This is a genomic window from Spirosoma spitsbergense DSM 19989, from assembly GCF_000374085.1.
GTDB classification, from domain to species: domain Bacteria; phylum Bacteroidota; class Bacteroidia; order Cytophagales; family Spirosomataceae; genus Spirosoma; species Spirosoma spitsbergense.
Map to the genome: position 1 here is coordinate 129,669 of NZ_KB893581.1, position 18,866 is coordinate 148,534.

17 protein-coding genes and 1 tRNA gene are annotated in these 18,866 nt (G+C 49.3%); 5 read left to right on the top strand and 13 right to left on the bottom strand.

The genetic code is table 11. The annotated features are described in order from the left end of the window. The first annotated feature begins 167 nt into the window (after positions 1-167). Together B157_RS0126685 and B157_RS0126690 are read left to right on the top strand one after the other, a co-directional pair. Positions 168-1,385, top strand: a complete 1,218-nt coding sequence (locus B157_RS0126685) for an ABC transporter permease (RefSeq protein WP_020606374.1) — start codon at positions 168-170, stop codon at positions 1,383-1,385. A 91-nt stretch (positions 1,386-1,476) separates the two neighbouring features. After that, positions 1,477-1,839, top strand: a complete 363-nt coding sequence (locus tag B157_RS0126690; protein ID WP_020606375.1) for a hypothetical protein — start codon at positions 1,477-1,479, stop codon at positions 1,837-1,839. A gap of 11 nt (positions 1,840-1,850) precedes the next feature. On the opposite strand, the gene B157_RS0126695 is transcribed toward B157_RS0126690, so the two are convergent. Together B157_RS0126695 and B157_RS0126700 are read right to left on the bottom strand one after the other, a co-directional pair. After that, positions 1,851-2,897, bottom strand: a complete 1,047-nt coding sequence (locus B157_RS0126695; RefSeq protein ID WP_020606376.1) for an adenylate/guanylate cyclase domain-containing protein — start codon at positions 2,895-2,897, stop codon at positions 1,851-1,853. Next, on the bottom strand, positions 2,894-3,274 hold the full coding sequence (locus tag B157_RS0126700) for a response regulator (RefSeq protein ID WP_020606377.1): 381 nt from the start codon (positions 3,272-3,274) through the stop codon (positions 2,894-2,896). Before B157_RS0126700 ends, B157_RS0126695 begins: the two co-directional genes overlap by 4 nt. Positions 3,275-3,489: 215 nt before the next feature. Here B157_RS0126700 and B157_RS0126705 point away from each other — a divergent pair, with 215 nt between their 5' ends. Continuing rightward, the gene (locus tag B157_RS0126705) at positions 3,490-4,128 is read left to right on the top strand and encodes a Pycsar system effector family protein (protein WP_020606378.1); all 639 of its coding nucleotides are present in this window, start codon (positions 3,490-3,492) and stop codon (positions 4,126-4,128) included. Position 4,129: 1 nt separating this feature from the next. Here B157_RS0126705 and B157_RS0126710 read toward each other — a convergent pair whose 3' ends face one another. The 6 genes from B157_RS0126710 to B157_RS0126735 all read right to left on the bottom strand — a co-directional run bounded on the left by B157_RS0126710 (position 4,130) and on the right by B157_RS0126735 (position 10,792). Continuing rightward, the gene (locus B157_RS0126710) at positions 4,130-5,221 is read right to left on the bottom strand and encodes a hypothetical protein (protein ID WP_020606379.1); all 1,092 of its coding nucleotides are present in this window, start codon (positions 5,219-5,221) and stop codon (positions 4,130-4,132) included. A gap of 45 nt (positions 5,222-5,266) precedes the next feature. Further along, entirely contained in the window at positions 5,267-5,902 is a 636-nt protein-coding gene (locus B157_RS0126715) for an ABC transporter ATP-binding protein (RefSeq protein WP_020606380.1), read from the bottom strand. A gap of 83 nt (positions 5,903-5,985) precedes the next feature. Then, on the bottom strand, positions 5,986-6,780 hold the full coding sequence (lpxA, locus tag B157_RS0126720; protein WP_026308986.1) for an acyl-ACP--UDP-N-acetylglucosamine O-acyltransferase: 795 nt from the start codon (positions 6,778-6,780) through the stop codon (positions 5,986-5,988). A gap of 94 nt (positions 6,781-6,874) precedes the next feature. Then, entirely contained in the window at positions 6,875-8,269 is a 1,395-nt protein-coding gene (locus tag B157_RS0126725) for a bifunctional UDP-3-O-[3-hydroxymyristoyl] N-acetylglucosamine deacetylase/3-hydroxyacyl-ACP dehydratase (RefSeq protein WP_020606382.1), read from the bottom strand. A gap of 122 nt (positions 8,270-8,391) precedes the next feature. Further along, positions 8,392-9,420: a UDP-3-O-(3-hydroxymyristoyl)glucosamine N-acyltransferase gene (gene lpxD, locus B157_RS0126730; protein WP_020606383.1), complete on the bottom strand. Its 1,029-nt coding sequence runs from the start codon at positions 9,418-9,420 to the stop codon at positions 8,392-8,394. A gap of 115 nt (positions 9,421-9,535) precedes the next feature. Continuing rightward, entirely contained in the window at positions 9,536-10,792 is a 1,257-nt protein-coding gene (locus B157_RS0126735) for an HD domain-containing protein (RefSeq protein ID WP_020606384.1), read from the bottom strand. Between the two features lie 147 nt (positions 10,793-10,939). On the opposite strand from B157_RS0126735, the gene B157_RS0126740 reads away from it, so the two are divergent. Beyond that, positions 10,940-11,013: transfer RNA gene (locus tag B157_RS0126740), tRNA-Ile, on the top strand. Between the two features lie 110 nt (positions 11,014-11,123). Here B157_RS0126740 and B157_RS0126745 read toward each other — a convergent pair. From B157_RS0126745 to B157_RS0126760, 4 genes are all read right to left on the bottom strand, one after another. Then, entirely contained in the window at positions 11,124-11,756 is a 633-nt protein-coding gene (locus tag B157_RS0126745; RefSeq protein ID WP_020606385.1) for a YciE/YciF ferroxidase family protein, read from the bottom strand. A 235-nt stretch (positions 11,757-11,991) separates the two neighbouring features. After that, positions 11,992-13,734 carry a gamma-glutamyltransferase gene (gene ggt, locus B157_RS0126750; RefSeq protein ID WP_020606386.1) on the bottom strand — a complete coding sequence of 581 codons (1,743 nt, stop codon included), beginning with the start codon at positions 13,732-13,734 and terminating at the stop codon, positions 11,992-11,994. Between the two features lie 21 nt (positions 13,735-13,755). After that, positions 13,756-15,072: a gluconate:H+ symporter gene (locus B157_RS0126755; protein ID WP_020606387.1), complete on the bottom strand. Its 1,317-nt coding sequence runs from the start codon at positions 15,070-15,072 to the stop codon at positions 13,756-13,758. A gap of 25 nt (positions 15,073-15,097) precedes the next feature. Beyond that, complete coding sequence (locus B157_RS0126760) at positions 15,098-16,867, bottom strand: DUF885 domain-containing protein (protein WP_245565277.1); 1,770 nt, start codon at positions 16,865-16,867, stop codon at positions 15,098-15,100. Between the two features lie 363 nt (positions 16,868-17,230). Between B157_RS0126760 and B157_RS0126765 the strand changes: the two genes are divergently transcribed. Continuing rightward, positions 17,231-17,605 carry a hypothetical protein gene (locus B157_RS0126765; RefSeq protein ID WP_020606389.1) on the top strand — a complete coding sequence of 125 codons (375 nt, stop codon included), beginning with the start codon at positions 17,231-17,233 and terminating at the stop codon, positions 17,603-17,605. Between the two features lie 2 nt (positions 17,606-17,607). Here the strand turns inward: B157_RS0126765 and B157_RS0126770 are convergent, their stop codons facing one another. Then, the gene (locus tag B157_RS0126770; protein ID WP_020606390.1) at positions 17,608-18,756 is read right to left on the bottom strand and encodes a glycoside hydrolase family 5 protein; all 1,149 of its coding nucleotides are present in this window, start codon (positions 18,754-18,756) and stop codon (positions 17,608-17,610) included. Positions 18,757-18,866: the final 110 nt, after the last annotated feature.

Genomic DNA, 18,866 nt, shown 5'->3' on the forward strand with positions numbered 1-18,866 from the left:
AGGCAAGTTATAACGGATGTGCCATCAAAAAAAGAGATTCCTGCCGACAAGTTGACCATTTGGCAAACAACAATACGCCGTCTGGGTATCAACAGAAGTCGTTTCTGCTAATTTTATGCCGCTTTCCCTGATTGATCGCTTTTCATCAGCCAATAATTAACCCCGGAATGAATCTGTTTCAAATTAGTTGGAGTAACCTGCGAGATAAGCCCCTGACCAGTTTTTTGAGTGGACTGCTCATGACCTTTGGCATCACCATTATTTCTCTGCTGCTGTTGCTCAACAAGCAATTAGACGATCAGTTTCGCAAAAACATCAAGGGCATCGATATGGTGCTGGGGGCAAAAGGAAGCCCGTTGCAACTGATTTTGTCCAGTATTTACCAGATCGATTCCCCAACGGGCAACATTCCGCTCGATGAAGCCGAGCGACTCACACGCAACCCAATGATCAAGACGGCCATTCCGCTGTCCATGGGCGATAATTACCGGTCGTTTCGCATTGTGGGAACAAACAAAAAATACCTCGATCACTTCGGGGCTACCATTGCACAGGGAAAACTATTTCAGCAGAATCTGGAAACCGTCATAGGTCCCCGCGTAGCCGCCGTTACGGGCCTAAAAATCGGGGATACCTTTGCCGGGTCTCACGGACTGGATAAGGACGGTGAAGCCCATGCCAACTCGCTTTATAAAGTGGTAGGCATTCTTACGTCAACCAACACCGTTGCCGATCAGCTGATTCTCACTCCCCTTTCCAGCGTATGGGCCATTCATGAACAAGCGCACGAAGCAATGCCCGCAGCGGTGGATGAGCCTACTGAAGCGGGTAATGAAGAAGCCCCCCGTGAAATCACCAGCATGCTCATCAAGTTTCGGAACCCGATGGGGATGATGCTGGCGCGGGGCATCAACAGCAACTCCAAACTACAGGCAGCGTTGCCCAATATCGAAATCAACCGGTTGTTCTCCCTGCTGGGTGTCGGGGTTGAAACATTACGCGGACTGGCCATCGTGATTATGCTCATTTCAGGCATCAGCGTATTTGTCTCGCTCTACAACTCATTGAAGGAACGGCGGTACGAAATGGCCCTGATGCTTTCTATGGGTGCCACCCGAGTCCAGCTATTTGGTATGCTACTGCTCGAAGGATTGGTGCTGGCCCTAATTGGTTTTGGTCTGGGTATCCTGTTCAGCCGCGTTGGACTCTGGTTGTTCTCCGGCAGCGTTTCGGAGGATTATCACTACAATCTGGCTGCATTTGGCATATTACCCGAAGAATGGGCACTACTCGGTGTTGCCCTGCTGATTGGCCTGCTGGCCGCTGCCCTACCCGCACTGGGCGTTTACCGAATGAACATTTCTCAAACCCTGGCAGAGGACTAATTTCTCTTTTACCTAAACAAGTTTTCTCGAAAAGTGGGTTACGTTCAGGCGTTTTCTGAATAAAGGACATCAGCCATTCATCTACTACTATATGAACACAGTCTTGTTAGCGGGGCGATTTGTACTGGTATTAGTCATTCCTCTTTTAATTGCAATTACTCCCCTGGCCCTGTTCCTGTACCTGAGCCAGCATAAGTCAATTAAGCAATCGGCTGGTCTTGTTGGGTTGTCGGCAGTTTACTCAATTCTTACTGGTCTGGTCACCCCTTCGCTTGCTTTTTGGACTTGTGCCGCATCTATGGGTATCGGAGAAATGACAAATGGGCCAGGATGCGTTACGGGAGCATCGTCATTTCTGGTGTTGGGTTATCTTTTTACGACCATTATGCTAGTGGTCAGCCTTGTCTTCACAATGCAACAATTATTAAGTCAGCGTAAGAGATTAGGCTACTAAGCATCTTCTCCTCATTTTACGACATTGTAGACAACCGCCGGTTCGGCTTTGTTCTTCAGTGTTACCTCTCCGATGCGTTCGCAGGTGAAGGATTCGGCAATTTTCTGCTGGGCTGATTCAAGAATAACTATCTGGCCGGGTTTCGCTACCGACTGTAGTCGCTGGGCCGTGTTGACTGCATCACCGATTACGGTATAATCCAGCCGCCGAAGCGTGGCCGAGCCGATATTACCCGATACCATTTCGCCCGTATTAATACCGATGGAGACTTGTGGATGATAATTCGGGTTGTTGTGCAAATTATCTTCCAGGGCGGAGATTTGCGCCCGCACCGCCAGGGCGGCTTCAACGGCCCGGTCAAAATGATAGTCGCCCCGGAAAACGGCCATCACGGCGTCACCCATAAATTTATCCACGTACCCCCCCTGTCCAATGATTTCCTTAACCATTACATCGAAATAACGATTCACCAACCGAACGACCGTATCGGGCGATTCGCGCTCGGAAATAGTTGTAAATCCGCAGATGTCAATAAATAAAACGGTAGCCACTACGGTTTCACTAGCCGAGAGGGATTTTTCAAATTCGGGCTTATTCATGAATGTCAGCACCGATTCATCCACGTACATCCGCAGGATATCATTCTCTTTGATAGCCTGTAGGGTTCGACGGAGTTGCATGACGTAATCCATCGTTTTCTGCATCGTCAATTCCAGGTCCTCGAAGTTGACGGGCTTGGTTACGAAATCGAATGCTCCCCGGTTCATTGCCGTGCGAATATTATCCATATCGCCGTAGGCCGACACGATTACGGCTTTGAGCATTGGATTACTTTCGTGCAACTTAATCAACAGCGTAAGGCCATCCATGCCGGGCATGTTGATATCGGTTAGCACCATATCCGTATCGGGTTGCTGAGATAGTACTTCCAGCGCTTCGGCACCATCGTGGGCAAACGAAAATTCGTATTTTTTCTCTCGAATCTGCCGTCGAAACTTTTGTTTAATCAGCAATTCAAGGTCCGTTTCGTCATCAACTACCAGTATTTTGGCATTCATGGTAAATCGTGAAGTTTTTGTTTTAAAACCGCAAAGTCGAGCGGCTTGGTCAGAAAATCGTTGGCTCCCAGTTGAACGGCCTGTTGCTGTGAATCGGGGTCACCGTAGGCCGTTATCATCATAACTACGGGTGGCGGAGGGGTCTGAAAATCATCCCGAATATGGCGCAGTAACTCAAAACCGCTCATACCCGGCATATTGATATCGGATAGAATCAGTATCACCTCCGACGTATGGTCAGCAAGATAAGCGAGAGCCTCTTCGCCGGAGTTAGCGAAGTGTAGCTGAAATTCGGCATTACGTATTTCGCGACGAAACCGCTGGAGAAACAAGTCTTTTACGTCCGTTTCATCATCGACAACTAATATTTTCTTCATAGTAGGGGAAAGGCACAAATCAAAGATAGAAAATTTGCCTTAGGCATCAACGCACTAAGGTAATCTCTCGCTGCATACAGGCGATTTTTATTTCTTCTGACGATGGAAGGCTGTGCATTATTCAGAGACTATTCCGGCACGTCTACCTTTCTGCTCAGTGGAATAGAAAATGTCTGGATAGATTCGTAAACTTACTGGTAAATCAGTCGCTATCAATGACTCCAATACAACCAGAAACCCGAATCAACTCAGGAGAAGGCATTCCTGCAAGTGGACCTGAACCAGAAGCGCCCCGACCCAAGAAGGAGAAAAAAGAGAAGAAAAAGAAAGCTAGTAAAGGTGTCGAAACATTGTTTCGGACAACGATGTCAAATCACATAAAACTCAGCGAGATGGCCGACCGTAAGGCAAACCTGATGATCTCCGTCAATACCATTGTTATCTCGGTCATACTTTCCGCCTACGTCCGTAAAGTGGACACACCTGCTCATCTGATTATTCCCAGCGTCTTGTTACTGGTGGTGTGCTTAACCACCATCGTCGTTTCATTGATTGCTACAAATCCAACGATTTCGCCCAAAAAGAAACGATTTAGTAAACCCAGCGCACCGCCCGTCGATTTACTATTTTTTGGTTATTACAATCAGCTCACTGCCGACGAGTATCGCCAACGTTTACGTCAGTTGCTCAGCAACGAGGAGTCCATTTACACCAGCCTGATTGATAGTATCTATGCGCAGGGACTAGTACTGGATCGGAAATATCGCTTACTGAAATTCGCCTACCATTTTTTCATGATTGGCTTTTCGGCAGTTGTCGTTATGGCAGCTACAATCCTGATAATCAACCACTAAGTCATTTTAAACCCTTAACAACCACGCCATTTTTAGCATCCTCATTAAACGCAAGGCGTGCCGTTTCCGGTTTGTTGATAAGCGCGTAAAACTCATCGAGGTACCTCAGAGTCCGTTTCACATAGCCTTTATCCAGGCGATTATCGTTCTGGTACAGGGCATAAAATTGCGGTTTTATGTCATTGAATTTGTTAAACACCCGCTGAAACAGCGCAACGGAATAAACAGGTCCCCGATATAGCCGTTCCCGAACCGACTGAATACCCAACTGCTCTGGTGGAATGGCATAACTAGCCTCAACAATACCAGAATAATCAAAATCGTAAGGTACGGGCAGCGAACCGGCCTGCCCATTAGCGAACAGACGGATGTTGTGCAGGTAAGGGACCGACCAATCGGTGTTACCAATCATATATTCGAATACCGCAACCGTAGCCATACTGAGCGAGTCAGCATAATACATGCTGGATTGTTTCAGGTTACTGACTTTTACCCCGTTTCGTTTGGCTACCTCACTGTCGTCTTCCAGCAGAAAGCCCCAATGCGTTTCGGGCGTACGTTTCCCCAGCGAGTCGGCGTAGGTGACGCGAACCAGCCGGGCACGAAAACTCAGGTCGGTAAGCAAATTATACAGTTTATACACCAGATATTCACGCACCACCCATTCGTCGACCTGGCAGTGTGTGACCAGTTTCAGTTTGTTTTGATGGGCAAACAGGCTGTTTCGGGTCTTCTTTTTGGGGAAGTCCATCAGCAGGGGCGGAAACGCGCAGTTGGCTTTACTACGCCGGAAATTACCCCTTACTTTCAACGTCAGCGGAAGCGTATCTACCCCTTTTGCCTCGTTGTGTATCAGGACAGCCGCATGCTCAACCGGCTGGTCTCCTCTGTCTTTGGAGAGTGCCCGCAGATTAGCCGTCAGCGTAAACGCCAGGGCAGCGTCACTTTCAAAGAGAATAGTGGCCTTATCAGCAGTTGCACGTTTATCTGCGAGTGAATCCGAACCGGATGGCGTACGCTGAGCCGTAGCCATGGTTTCCCCGCTCAAATAGATAGTCCACAGAAACAGGACAATAAGGTAATGTTGTTTCATGGTGCTGATATGACTGATTCGCCCGTAAACTTACAGGGAATCATCTCATTTCCACTGCATGACGTCCAGCACATTCGGGCAAAAGTCGTATTCATCGGGCTGGTTAGAGCCGATTAACAAAAGAGGGGCTTCCTCATCGGCGGGATTCAGTAGTTCCCGCACCTGCTCGCGATACCAGGCGGCCCCCTGCCGGTCGAGGTTAGCGGTTGGTTCGTCCAGAATAACAACAGGTGAACGGGAAAAGAAAGCCAGCCCAAGCTTCACGCGCTGCTTCATACCGGACGAGAAGTACTTGATCTCTTTATGGCGGGCGTGAGTCAGCAACAGGCGTTCGGCAATACTATCGGGCGTCAGGCCTATCTTATAGGGCTTGAAGGTCTGATGAAACGTCAACAATTCGATCAGGGTCAATTCCTCCACCAGTTCCAGATAGGGAGCGGCTATACTCACCTGCCGGAACCAGTGGTCAGGATCCAGTACAGCCTCGTTAAGCCGATAGACCAATTTGCCTTCAGTACTTGGTAAACTCCCGGCAAGGAGTTGCAGTAAGGTCGATTTTCCGCTCCCATTGGGGCCAACAAAGGTATAGCTACTTCCACTGGAGAGGGTCAGGTCTACTCGCCGAAAAATCCATTCTTTCCGATACTTTTTCCCTACCTGTCCGGCTTCAATGGTTATCATGACGTGCTATCCCTGTAGGCTGTGGAAACACCAGAAACGGTATTACAGCGTGAGTAACGTACGGAGAGAATACCCGATGGTGCTTATTCTTTTTCCCCGTTAGACGATGGCCCCCGCATAATACCCCGTTCAGAACTGCGGATAAAGTTCACGATTTCATCGCGTTCATCGGAGGGCGGTAATTCGAGTTCGATGTTTGTCAGCGCGTCGGCATTGTTCAACCCCCGCATATAGATGTAGCGGTAGATTTCCTGAATCTGGTTGATTTTATCATTCTCGAACCCCCGCCGACGCAGTCCGATGGAGTTGATACCCGTATAGGCCAGTGGTTCGCGGGCCGCTTTTGTGAAAGGGGGTACATCCTTACGCACCAGCGAACCGCCCGAAATCATGGCGTGCGCACCTATCTTCACCCACTGGTGTACGGAGCTGGACCCGCCTATAATTGACCAGTCGCCCATGTGAACGTGGCCCGCCATCTGCACATTATTGATGATGATGCAATGATTTCCGATGCGGCAATCATGCGCTACGTGCGCGTAGGCCATAACCAGACAGTCGGCACCAATTTCGGTTTTCCAGTGCTCTTCCGTACCCCGACTGATGGTTGCGTACTCGCGGATGGTTGTATTGTCACCGATAAAGGTTCGGGTATATTCATTATTAAATTTCAAATCCTGCGGAGTCGATGAAATAACGGCACCCGGATAAATCTTGCAGTTTCGACCAATACGTGCGCCTTCGTTGATAACCGCGTGCGAACCAATCCAGGTCCCTTCGGCAATTTCAACGTCTTTATGAATAATGGCAAACGGCTCAATCACCACGTTTTGTGCAATTTTCGCTTCGGGTGAAATGTAGGCTAATGGTTGAATCATTATTTTTTTGGTCATTAATTGTCATTGATTGTCATTCCTAGTCATTTTTTGCGGCAACAGATGACCACGAATGACAATCAATGACAATTAATGACTATTTTTTCTTCACGAGGCTGGCAATCATATCGGCTTCGCACACTAACTGGTTGGCAACATAGCCACGACCCTGCATTTTTACGATACCCCGTTTCATGGGCGATGTGAATTCACACCTAAAAATGACCGTGTCGCCGGGTAAAACGTTGCGTCTAAACCGACAGTTCTCGATTCCTACCAAAAAAGGCCAGTAATTTTCGGGGTCCGGTACGGTGCTTAATACCAGAATACCGCCCGTTTGTGCCATGGATTCCAGTTGCATAACGCCCGGCATTACCGGATTACCGGGAAAATGGCCCGGAAAAAAGGGCTCATTCATCGTCACATTTTTGATACCAACTACGCTATTCTCATCCAGGGCAATGATTTTATCAATCATCTGGAACGGGTAGCGGTGGGGCAGCAACTGCGAAATACGATTAATATCCAGTACAGGCGGCTGTGTTGGGTCATACTGGGGTACCTGATTGGCCGCATTTTTCTGAATGAGCTTCTTTATCTTTTTGGCAAAGGCTACGTTAGCTGCGTGGCCGGGCCGGGCCGCCAGAATCTGCGCCTTAATGGGTCGGCCAATCAGGGCCAAATCCCCCACCACGTCGAGCAGTTTATGGCGGGCCATTTCATTCGGATAGTGTAGTTTAATGTTGTTTAAGATTCCCTCCTGCTCGTTTACGCTAACCTTGGGTTTTTTGAGCAGGTCGGCCAGGTAATCCAGTTCGCCATCTTTCACGTCCCGGTCTACAATAACAATAGCGTTCGTCAAATCCCCCCCTTTTATGAGGTCCTGCTTATACAGCGTCTCCAGTTCGTGCAAAAAAACAAAGGTCCGGCAGTTGGCAATCTGCTCCGGAAACTGACTGATATCGTTCAGGTAGGCGTGCTGACTACTGATAACCCGCGAGTTATAATCAACCATCACCGTCAGGCGGTAATCGTTCAGGGGCAACGCTGCCAGTTCAATGTCCTTTTCTGAATTTTTGTAATGAACGTATTCGCTCACCTCGAAGTAATTACGGGTCGCGTTTTGTTCCTCAATACCGGCATCGCGCAGTGCATCGATGAATTGGATTGAAGAGCCGTCCATAATGGGTGGTTCCGGCCCATCCAGCTGAATCAGTATGTTATCCAGCTGCAACCCTACGAGGGCAGCCAGTGTATGCTCAACCGTATGAATCCGGGCACCACTCTGCTCAATGGTTGTACCACGCGACAAATCCACTACGTTATCCACGTCGGCATCCACAATAGGCTGACCTGGCAGGTCGATGCGCTGGAATTTATAGCCGTGATTCGTAGGAGCAGGTAAAAAAGTCATCGTAGCCCGAACACCCGTGTGTAGGCCCACTCCCGATACTGATACGGATTTTAGAATCGTCTGTTGTTTGGTATTCATTAGTGTCGGTTCACAGTTTATGGTTTGGGGTTTACGGTTGCGCGAAGCGGCCTTATTATTCCATTGTAGAATTAACAATACCGCTTCGCGCAACCGTAAACCGTAAACTATAAACTGTGAACTTATTTTTCATTTTTCTTTTCCAGTTTAGTCAATCGCTGATCCAGTTCGGGAAGCCGACGAAAAACGGCCAGTGAGCGCATGCTTTCTTTTAAACCGAAAGCGGGCGAACTGTTAATAGCGGTACCTTCTTCGTAAATATTCTTCCCTACCCCCGACTGGGCACCTACTTTGGTACCATTGGCAATCGAGAGGTGGCCGGCAAAGCCAACCTGACCGGCAATAACGCAGTTATCGCCAAGTTTCGTTGACCCCGATATGCCCGTTTGAGCAGCAATTACCGTGTTTCGACCAATTTCGACGTTGTGACCAATCTGAATAAGGTTATCCAGTTTCGCGCCCTTCCGAATAATAGTCGATCCCAATGTAGCACAGTCAATCGTGGTTCCGGAGCCAATATTTACGTTGTCTTCCAGAATGACATTGCCCAGTTGAGGAATGGTTTTGTAGGTTCCATCGGGTTGGGGAGCAAAGCCAAACCCCTCACTGCCAATAACGGCATTAGGATGAACCACGCAGTACCGCCCAATTACACAATTATCCAATACCCGCGCTCCGGGATGAATAATGGTATTATCGCCAATATGAACATTGTTACCGATATAAGCATGAGGAAATATTTTTACGTTTTCCCCAATCTGGCAGTTACGGCCGATATACGAGAAGGCACCCCGGTAAATCTGTTCGCCCGTCTGGCAGCCATCGCCCATGTAGCACGGCTGTTCTACGCCAACCCTGGAAAAAATTAGTTGCTTGTGGTACTCTTCCAGCAATTGAGTGAAGGCGGAGTAGGAGTTTTCTACAAAAATCAGTGTGGGCGACACTGGCTTTTTAGGCTCGAAGGAGCGGTCAACAATTACAGCCGACACCTGTGTAGTATACAGGTGTGGTTCATACTTGAGGTTCGACAGAAACGAAATATCGCCTGATTTCCCTTCTTCAATTTTTGCTAATCCAGTGATTGCCAGCATCTCATTTCCGGCGATTTCGCCCCCGAGCAGTGTGGCAATCTGCTTGACTGTAAACTTCATATGCGTATAATTGCCGTCACAAAATACCTGTTATCAGCGGGAAATATAGCCGCTAAGGTAGCTAACAAATTGCACTTTTCTACAACTGACGAGGGAAGTGACATGACTAGTGCCCCTAGGTATGCTCTTCACCGATAGCCAGATTTCTTGCCCAGCAAACGTAATATCGGCGAACAATATTGGTCAGCACCTGAATATTCGATAAGTCAGAAGCATCGGCAATATCGATCACTTTACCCGATTTCAGCTTGATGGCAATCCGGTCGCCAGAGGGTAGATAGGCGGCATTGGTTGCCTGCCCCTCTACCAGAAAGTAGGTAATCCAATCATCGGGCATACCACTTTCACGGAATTGCCCTTCAATTTGTGTTAGTAACTCCCCCGAGAAAGGCTCCGTGGAGAGCATAATTTTAAACAACTTCCGGTCGAGCAGCATCTGACAAAGCATCGACAAAACCGGGTCGGAATGGGTTGCTCCCTCTTTGATACACGCCCAGACATCGAAATCATCCAGTTTCATAAACGAGTCCAGATACCGGCGGTCTGTCTGAAAATCGGCCAGTGTTACGTGTTCGCGCAGAAACAACCGAAACACATCCGACACAACAATGGGGTCCCCTCCCGACTGCCGAATCAGAAATCGCGCCCGGCGCAGAATCTGAACCAGCATCGACTCGCAGCATAACGATGTTTTATGCAGGTACACCTGCCAATACATCAGCCGACGGGCATTCAGGAAATTTTCTACGCTCAGCACTCCTTTTTCTTCTACGACTAAGTGGTCATCGGCCAGATCCAGCATTTTAATGATACGTTCGGCACCGATAGCTCCCTCTGCTACACCCGTATAATACCCGTCGCGGTTGAGGTAATCCATCCGGTCCATGTCCAGCTGACTCGAAATGAGCTGATGAAAAAAGGGCCGTTCGTATGTTCCCTCAAACATGCGGATAGCCAGTGCCAGCGCCCCATCAAATTGCCGGTTGAGGTCGTGCATAAGCATGAGCGAAATCTGTTCATGCGATACGTTGTCCATCAAAGTGTATTCCAGCACGTGGGAGAACGGCCCATGGCCAATGTCGTGCAATAAAATAGCGATTTGTGCCGCTTCACATTCGGCCTCGCTGATGCAATGGCCCTTACTTTGCAGCGTATTCATGGCCTGCCCCATCAGGTGCATAGCCCCCAGCGCGTGGTGAAAGCGGGTGTGTAACGCGCCCGGATACACGTATTCCGACAACCCTAGTTGTTTAATGCGCCGAAGCCGCTGAAAATACGGATGCTCGACCAGATCGTAGAGCCGTTCCGTAGGGATCGTGATAAACCCATAGACGGGGTCGTTCAGAATTTTTTTCTTGTTCGGCGTTGCCATCAGGCAAAGATAACCTACAGCCGGGTTGTGACTGCGGCCGGTTGATGGTAATCGGTTGTTTTTCCGTGTAGAATTCTATGAATTCCACGCTTCTATCGAAAAAAACCGTAAATTTGCATCGCTGAATTTGAGCAATCAATCAGCAACGGGCTTGTAACTCAGTTGGTTAGAGTGCCTGACTCATAATCAGTAAGTCGCAGGTTCGAGCCCTGCCTGGCCCACAAAAAACCTCCATGTCCTTGTGATATGGAGGTTTTTTGTTTGTCATTTCACCTTCGTGAGTAAAAATTATTTTTCTGCGTTTAGGGATGTTCTCTTCAATCCGGATACCCTACACACCCAGTGTACCGCCAAGCGTGACGTCGGGTGTGTGAGCAGGATGCCTACCCTCGTGGTGACTCCCGGGGTGCGCTTCTTCTTCGGCTTTTGAGCGATTGTTGATGAACGATTCGGCCAGTATGGTTAATTTACGGTCGGTTTCTTTTTCTTCTTCCAGCGATAGGGCCAGCAATTCTGCCGACTGTGTGAAATCCAGTACGTGAGCCAGCGTCAGCAGTGATCCGTAAATGGCAATTTCGTAGTGTTCTACTTTCTGAGCCGATATAATAAGTCCCGCATCCCGTGTCAGCGACCCCGTTTCTGTATCAGAGATCATCCGTTTGGCATCTTCAATGAGTCCATCAATGGCATCAGCCGATCGCTCTTCCGTTTTTACACCTATGATTCTGAAAATATCATCGAGCCGCTCCTGTTGCAGATGACTTTCTTCCTGATGTTGCAGGAACGCCTGCCTCACTTCGTCGGTCGTACTAGCTTCCGCCTGTTCGCCTAATGCCTTTGTTATCTGTTTTTCTGTATAATAAACGCTTTTCAGTTCACTGATGAACAAATCGCGTAATCCCTCGTCTGTATTTGTATCATTACCACCGAAGAAGTTTTCTATCTGCTCTAGTAAGGTTGCCATAACGTTGAATAATCTACTATAAACGGTTTATTTACGGTTTACCTGCCAAATCTGTGCCAACTACTGACCCTTAACTACTTACGCGTTTTTACAAATCAATGTGTTTATGTTTCTCCACAAGTTCTGTGGAGTATTATCACTTTGAAAGCAGAGTATGTGGTCTGTAAATAGAATTTGTGTTTCTCCGAACCAATCTTGTTTGCTTATCAAAGCCATCCACACGCTACCGTTTTACCTAATAGCCAGCCGCTTGCCCGTCTTTACGCATCTCAGAAGCACCCCGGTAAACCCGGTTTATGGGGTCCCACTGAATGGCCTGGTAACCACCGAAAAAGTCGGTCAAAGCCATCCGATGCCCCCGCTTTTCTAATTCCGTTCGTACATCATTACCTATTCCAGTTTCCAGTGCCACCTTCCCGCCATCGATCATACTTGTTCCCGTCGGTTCACTGCTGCCAGAGTGACTGAATCGGGCGGCATCACCGGCCTCCTGCACGTTCATTCCAAAGTCGATCATGTTGCAAAGTACCTGCAAATGGCCCTGCGGCTGCATAGCACCACCCATCACGCCGAAACTCAGGAAAGGAGTCCCATCCTTCGTCACAAAACCGGGAATAATGGTGGTAAACGGACGCTTACCGGGGGCATATACGTTGGCGTGGCTGGATTGCATACTAAAACTGGTACCCCGGTTGTGCAGCACAAACCCCAGTCCATCGGGCACCATCCCACTACCAAACTCCAGCATGTTGCTTTGAATAAGCGAAACGATATTTCCCTGATCGTCGGCTACGGTCAGATAGACGGTATCGCCGGCACGAAGGGCAGGCTCACTGGCATCAATGCGTTCCTGCGCTTTTTTGAGATCAATTAGTTGCCGGCGTTTGGCTGCATACTCTTTGGATAACAGCTCAGTCAGGGGAATTTTGGCAAAATCCGGGTCGGCATAATACCGGGCGCGGTCTTCAAACGCCAGCTTTTTGGCTTCGACCAATAGATGCAGATAATCGGCACTGTTGTGGCCCAGGCTTTTCAGGTCAAACCCTTCTACAATGTTCAGCATTTGCAAAACGGCCAGGCCCTGTCCATTGGGCGGCAACTCAAACACATCGTAACCCCGGTAATTAACCGATATCGGCTCAATCCAGTTACTCGTGTGCGCTGCCAGATCTGCTTTACGAAGATACAAACCGGTCCGTTGGGCATACCGGTCAATGGCATCGGCCAGTACACCTTTGTAAAAAGTATCACGCCCCCCACTGGCGATGATCGAGTAGGTATTTGCCAGATCAGGATTGCGAAATACCTGTCCTTCAACGGGGGCTTTACCGCTAATCAGAAACGTTTTCCGGAAGTTATCGAACTCCTTCACAACAGCTTCACTGGCCGCCAGCCTGTTCGCGGCTACCTGCCAGGAATAGGCGATCACCTGCGGAACCGGAACACCTTCGCGGGCATAGCGGATACTGGTAGCCAGCAGATTACGCATCGGTAGTTTACCAAAACGCCGGTGTAACTGAAACCAGCCATCTACCGCGCCGGGTACCGAAACCGACAGTGGTCCGTAGAGCGGAAGTAGTGTTTGACTCCCCAACGTCTTTTTCAAGCGATCGTAGGTCAGCCCTTGGGGTGAGCGACCACTGGCGTTCAGCCCGTACAGTTTCTTCTCTTTCGCTGACCAGACAAGGGCGAACAGATCACCCCCAATCCCGCCGTTATTCGGTTCTACAACACCGAGGGCGGCATTGGCCGCAATGGCGGCATCCACCGCCGTACCACCCTGTTTCAGGACATCAAGCCCAATTTGAGTAGCCAGGGGATGACTGGTTGCCACCATGCCATGCTGCCCCAGTACCGGACTTCGCGTGGCGAAAGTAGCCCCCGTAATCCGGTCACCTTTACCGGTTGACTGACCATACAGATGGGAAGCGGCTAGCCAAAACAGACCAAAAAAATAGCGCGTGTAAAGATGATTCATACCGTATTCAGTTGCCTTGATTTACGTAATTACCCAGTTTACCGCCATCACGCCCACTAAACCGGACACAGACACCAGCGTTTCCATAATAGACCAGGTTTTCAGGGTATCAACCATCGAGAGTTGAAAATACTCGCGGAATAGCCAAAAACCCGTGTCATTAACATGGGAGAACATCATGCTGCCGGCCCCGATACTCAACACCATCAGGTTAGGCTCCACCCCAGACGAAGCCAACAGGGGTGCTACGAACCCCGCGGTTGTAATGCCCGATACCGTCGACGACCCCACACATACCCGGATGAGCGCGGCCATGCCCCAGGCCAGTATATACGGGTGCACCGACGAGTCATTCATCATATCGGCAATGGACTGGTTAACACCCCCATCGGTTAGCACCTGTTTTAAGGCTCCGGCACCACCAAAAATCAGGAATAGCATCGCTACATCTTTTACGGAATCGGCCAGGAGGGCTGTAACCTCGGTCATTGTTTTCCGCTGACGCAGGCCTAAGGTGTAGATAGCCACCAGCACCGCGATGAACATACTAACGATGGGTTCACCCAAAAACAGGATGAGTTGCTGACCCGCGGAGCCATTGGGCAAAAAGGGGCTGATTAGCGTGCTGAGACCAATGAGCAGAATAGGCAGCAGAACAGTCAGGAAACTAACACTGCTGGAAGGCATTTCTTCGGCTTTCAGATCGGGGGAGATGAAAGCCGGGTTGGGCAGAGTGGTATAGCGCTTCAGCGTAGACCCGAACAGGGCACCCGAAACCAGAATGGCTGGTATGGAAACGATGATGCCGTAAAAAAGCGTCAGTCCCATGTTAGCGTCAAACTGCTTCAAAATAGCCAGCGGAGCGGGATGCGGGGGCAAATATCCCTGCGTAACCGACAGCGAGGCCAGCATGGGTAACGCAATATACAACGCCGGTAATTTGTACCGGTGCGCCACCGTAATGACCAGTGGAGACAGTAGCATAAACCCCACCGAGTAGAAAAGGGGCAAACCCACAATGAATCCCGTTATCATGAACGCCCAGCGGGCGCGGGGGGTACCCACCAGTTCCATCATGTTAACCGCAATGCGCTGGGCAGCGCCACTCTGGGCAACCAGTTTCCCCAGCATAGCGCCCAGCGCAATAATGGCCGTAATAGACCCCAGCGTACTGCCAATGCCTTTCTGAATAGCATCAACAATAACCAGCGGCTTTAATCCCAGGGCCAGACCAACACCGAGTGAAACGGCCATGAACGCCAGGAACGCGTGCAGGCGCACCACCGAAATCAGTAAAATCAGGGCCAGAATTCCAAGAAGTGTAATGGTTAAAGGCATGAAAATGAGGTGTCGATTCGGGACGTTAACTTTTTTTACCAGTTGCCAGTTGGCTGCTTATCCAGGCATCCAGTTTAGCATCGAAGATTTGTAACGGCATAGCACCATCTTTCAACACTTCATCATGAAAAGCCCGAATGTCGAACTGCTTACCCAGTTTTTTCTCCGCTTTCCGGCGAATTTCCGAGATTTTCAATTGACCAATTTTATAGGAAACCGCCTGACCGGGCATGGCAATGTACCGTTCTATTTCCTGAATCGCAGCTGCTTCGGTTGTTGGTTCATTATCCAGGCTGTAGGCAATGGCCTGTTCGCGGGTCCATCCTTTGTGGTGCATTCCCGTATCGACTACCAGCCGGATGGCCCGGTGCATTTCACCCTGATAAAAACCCAACATCTCAAATGGGTCGTTATAAAGACCGAGTTCCTTCCCTAACCGCTCGGCATACAAACCCCAGCCTTCTACATAGGCACCGTAGCGGCCAATCTTTTGAAGACCGGGAACGGCTTCGTTTTCGGTTTGCAACGAAATCTGGTAGTGGTGCCCGGGAATGGCTTCGTGCAGAAAGAGGTCTTCCATGCGCCAGTAGCTGTATTTCGTTGCATCGAGCACGGGGAAGTAAAAAACGCCGGGTCGTGAGCCATCGGGCGTGCCACCCATGTAATGCGCTGCCGAGGTAGCCGCCCGGTATTTTTCAATCGGCCGTATCTCGAAGGCCGTTTTGGGTACCCTATTGAATAACTTCGGCAGGTTAGGCTTCATGGTAGCATAAACCGTCTGATAGCGGGCTACTACATCCTCTTCGGTCTGAAAAGGCAGAAACTTGGGGTCAGTGGCGACGTACTTGAAGAAGGCGTTCAGATCGCCGGTAAAACCAACCTGTTGTTTAATCGCGTCCATTTCCTGCCGGATACGTTTCACTTCGCTCAATCCCAGGGCATGTATTTCATCGGGCGTGAGGTTGGTAGTGGTCCAGGTTTTAACCAGGTATGCGTATTGTTCTTTCCCATTGGGTACGGCCGAAATCGCCACCGTTTTACGGCAGTTCGGCAGGTAGTCGTTCTGAATAAACGTATGCAGTTTTTTGTAAGTCGGGATAATTTTTTGCTGAATAGCCGCCGTATAAGCCGCCGTCAGGCGTTGTTTTTCGGCCGGCGAAAAACTGGCGGGCAGATTTTTGATTGGGGTATAAAACAGGCTTTTCGTCACATCATCCACCAGCATTACCTTAATCTGGGGCAACACCTTTTCCATAACCACTACCGGTTGCACATAATTTAGCGCCATGCCTTTCTGCATATTCGTGATGGCCGTATCCGCCCAGGCCTTAAATCCATCCATTCGCTTCAGAAAATCGTCGTAATCCTTTACCGTCCTGAAGGGGTGCACGCTGCTGCCCGCCCCCATCTGCGAAAACTGAATCCGAAAGTCGCTCATCTGGCTAACGGGCGTGAGGTACGTCGGGAAGTTGAACCCTTCCAGATTCTTCTGCAGGTCATACCGGAAAATCTGATAGCTGAGCTTATCCCGTGCTGAAAGCTGGTTTTCCGGATATCGCTTTAGTGAATCCAGGTATTGCGTGTACAGTTGTTTCATGGCATCCCGATAAGGCTGACTAACTGGATTTTCGAGTTGGTCGTTGTAGCGATAATCACCCTTACTGGAGGCAACGGTAGGGTTCAGCGCCAGAAACTTCTCGTAATAAGAATCCAGCATCCTGCTAAAGCCTGGATTTGTCTGCCCAAGGGAAAGCTTTGCCGTAACCAGCAAAAGAAAAAGAAAAAAATAGCGCATTGTGAAGGGTAGTTTGTAGCTGCGAAAATACGGGAGCAATCTATTGAATAATAATTGATTGCAGACAAGGGGACGGCTGGAGGAGCGACTAATCTCACATTATTTTTTAGCGATTTTCCGCATTTGTAACGAAGTGCCTATACGAGTGTAGTTAGCCTTTTTAAGTCATGATTAAGTTGGGATGGGGCAGTTATTACCAATTTTTACTTCCGGAACAAGACGAAATCCAAATTTCATTTCTTTGTAATTTTTTAGTTTAAAGTAGAAAAAACCTACTATATAAATAGTTATAGATACAAATGATTATTTTTTGTAATATTTGAATAAGATTCTTGTTAGAAAAGACTAAATACATTTATAGTTATGAACAATATCAATCAACTTCTTTATTTCGTATCGCAGTCGTACCGTCAGGTTCAGCTTTCCGTTGATAAGGGCCTGCAAAATTACCCCTACAGTGAATTCTCTACTCAGTTTGCCCGGTTGCTGAATGCTTCGGGTGATGAAGCCTATGCCCGGCAACTTACGATAGAATTAGTGGAAGAAACGGCTCGGTACAAACAAACTACCGATTACCTGCGGCAGGAAATGGCTTTTGAAACACAGGCGTCAACGCTGGGCGATTGGGCTATGGCACTCGAACTTGATACCGCAGGCCTCACAGATAGCGACTTGTATGCCCGGCGTACGAACCGCCACACCAACCACACCGACCACTTTGCAGAGGAATGGGCTTAATGTCACACTTTCCGGAGTAAATCCAGCAGTTTACGGTCCAGTTTATGGCCGTACCAGTCTTCGTACGCTACATCGGTACGACCGGAATCCAGGATACCAAACGAGCCGACAAACTCCCAGAGGGCAAAGCCAATCCCGTTGCTTGACAGAATGTCGAGAACATCGCCAAACCAGGCCAGGAAAACATCGTGGGGTGTTTTGTTCCAGCAACCACATTCGCCACAATGCACGCCAACGCCTTTGTTGACCAGGTCAATCCAGGGTTGATAGAAGGTATCAAGCATGGCGCGACTCAGGTATTTGTCCCCCACCTGCCCCGGCCATTTGGGTTCGGGTAAGTGTTCCGGGTCTTTGTTAGCCCAGGGTGCCTTGTAATGGGATATGATGCCCGGCGTATAACCCCGGCAACTCTGCCCAATATCGAGGTCGGTGATTTCGGGAATGACCGAGCTGCCGGTATTATTGCCGTCGGCTATAATCAGGTGGTTCGGGTTTTCTTTGCGAATGGCCTCGAAAGCCGCTTTTGCCACTTTCCGATATATCTCTCCCGGCACCGTACTCCGTGCCGAATGCTGGTCGTTCATGTCGGCCCGCATACTGGGCTCATTCAACAGATCGAAGCTGATTTTCCGGGGCGATACGTTCCTGTAGCGTTTGGCCCACATAGCCCAGTGAAAACAGAATGCGTCCAGCGCAGCCTGATCGGTCCAGAGGTTGTAGGGTTCATGAAAGCCCGCGTTGACACAGTAGCCCGGTGCCCGGTGCAGATTAAGGCTAACGTGCAGGTTGTACTTGTGTGCCATCGCCACCAGTGCGTCGATCCGGTCAACGGCCTGCGGGTCAATCTGGTATATTTCTTCGGGGGTGATGTGACGGCTACGGTCGAATGTCAGATAGGCAGGGTAGGCCATCGGGAGCCGGACAAAATCGAAGCCCCAGTCCTGCATCCATTTGAAGTAATCCTCCTGCGTAGCCGGACGGCTATTGGCCGGGTCGGGCGAGAAGAAATCCAGCATGTTGAATCCCTTCCATTTCGGCAGCTTATTTTTAGTCAACACAGTTGGTTTTGCAGTGGCTAAAAGCTCCGGTCCGGTTGTACTCAAGGCCGCGGTGAGTAGGCTGGTGTTCTGAATAAACGTCCTTCGTTGCATACCCAAAAGAGTGTTAAAAGGTAGCAATCTACTTCTGAGTCAAGGCATCTCGCCGAAAAGTAGGGATAACCCTGAATATAAACACCTTAGGGTTATCCCTAAGTAAAAAG

Coding starts and splice junctions, on each gene's coding strand:
- B157_RS0126685 (WP_020606374.1), top strand. CDS start 168: ATGAATCTGTTTCAAATTAGTTGGAGTAACCTGCGAGATAAGCCCCTG.
- B157_RS0126690 (WP_020606375.1), top strand. CDS start 1,477: ATGAACACAGTCTTGTTAGCGGGGCGATTTGTACTGGTATTAGTCATT.
- B157_RS0126695 (WP_020606376.1), bottom strand. CDS start 2,897: ATGAATGCCAAAATACTGGTAGTTGATGACGAAACGGACCTTGAATTG.
- B157_RS0126700 (WP_020606377.1), bottom strand. CDS start 3,274: ATGAAGAAAATATTAGTTGTCGATGATGAAACGGACGTAAAAGACTTG.
- B157_RS0126705 (WP_020606378.1), top strand. CDS start 3,490: ATGACTCCAATACAACCAGAAACCCGAATCAACTCAGGAGAAGGCATT.
- B157_RS0126710 (WP_020606379.1), bottom strand. CDS start 5,221: ATGAAACAACATTACCTTATTGTCCTGTTTCTGTGGACTATCTATTTG.
- B157_RS0126715 (WP_020606380.1), bottom strand. CDS start 5,902: ATGATAACCATTGAAGCCGGACAGGTAGGGAAAAAGTATCGGAAAGAA.
- lpxA (WP_026308986.1), bottom strand. CDS start 6,780: ATGATTCAACCATTAGCCTACATTTCACCCGAAGCGAAAATTGCACAA.
- B157_RS0126725 (WP_020606382.1), bottom strand. CDS start 8,269: ATGAATACCAAACAACAGACGATTCTAAAATCCGTATCAGTATCGGGA.
- lpxD (WP_020606383.1), bottom strand. CDS start 9,420: ATGAAGTTTACAGTCAAGCAGATTGCCACACTGCTCGGGGGCGAAATC.
- B157_RS0126735 (WP_020606384.1), bottom strand. CDS start 10,792: ATGGCAACGCCGAACAAGAAAAAAATTCTGAACGACCCCGTCTATGGG.
- B157_RS0126745 (WP_020606385.1), bottom strand. CDS start 11,756: ATGGCAACCTTACTAGAGCAGATAGAAAACTTCTTCGGTGGTAATGAT.
- ggt (WP_020606386.1), bottom strand. CDS start 13,734: ATGAATCATCTTTACACGCGCTATTTTTTTGGTCTGTTTTGGCTAGCC.
- B157_RS0126755 (WP_020606387.1), bottom strand. CDS start 15,072: ATGCCTTTAACCATTACACTTCTTGGAATTCTGGCCCTGATTTTACTG.
- B157_RS0126760 (WP_245565277.1), bottom strand. CDS start 16,867: ATGCGCTATTTTTTTCTTTTTCTTTTGCTGGTTACGGCAAAGCTTTCC.
- B157_RS0126765 (WP_020606389.1), top strand. CDS start 17,231: ATGAACAATATCAATCAACTTCTTTATTTCGTATCGCAGTCGTACCGT.
- B157_RS0126770 (WP_020606390.1), bottom strand. CDS start 18,756: ATGCAACGAAGGACGTTTATTCAGAACACCAGCCTACTCACCGCGGCC.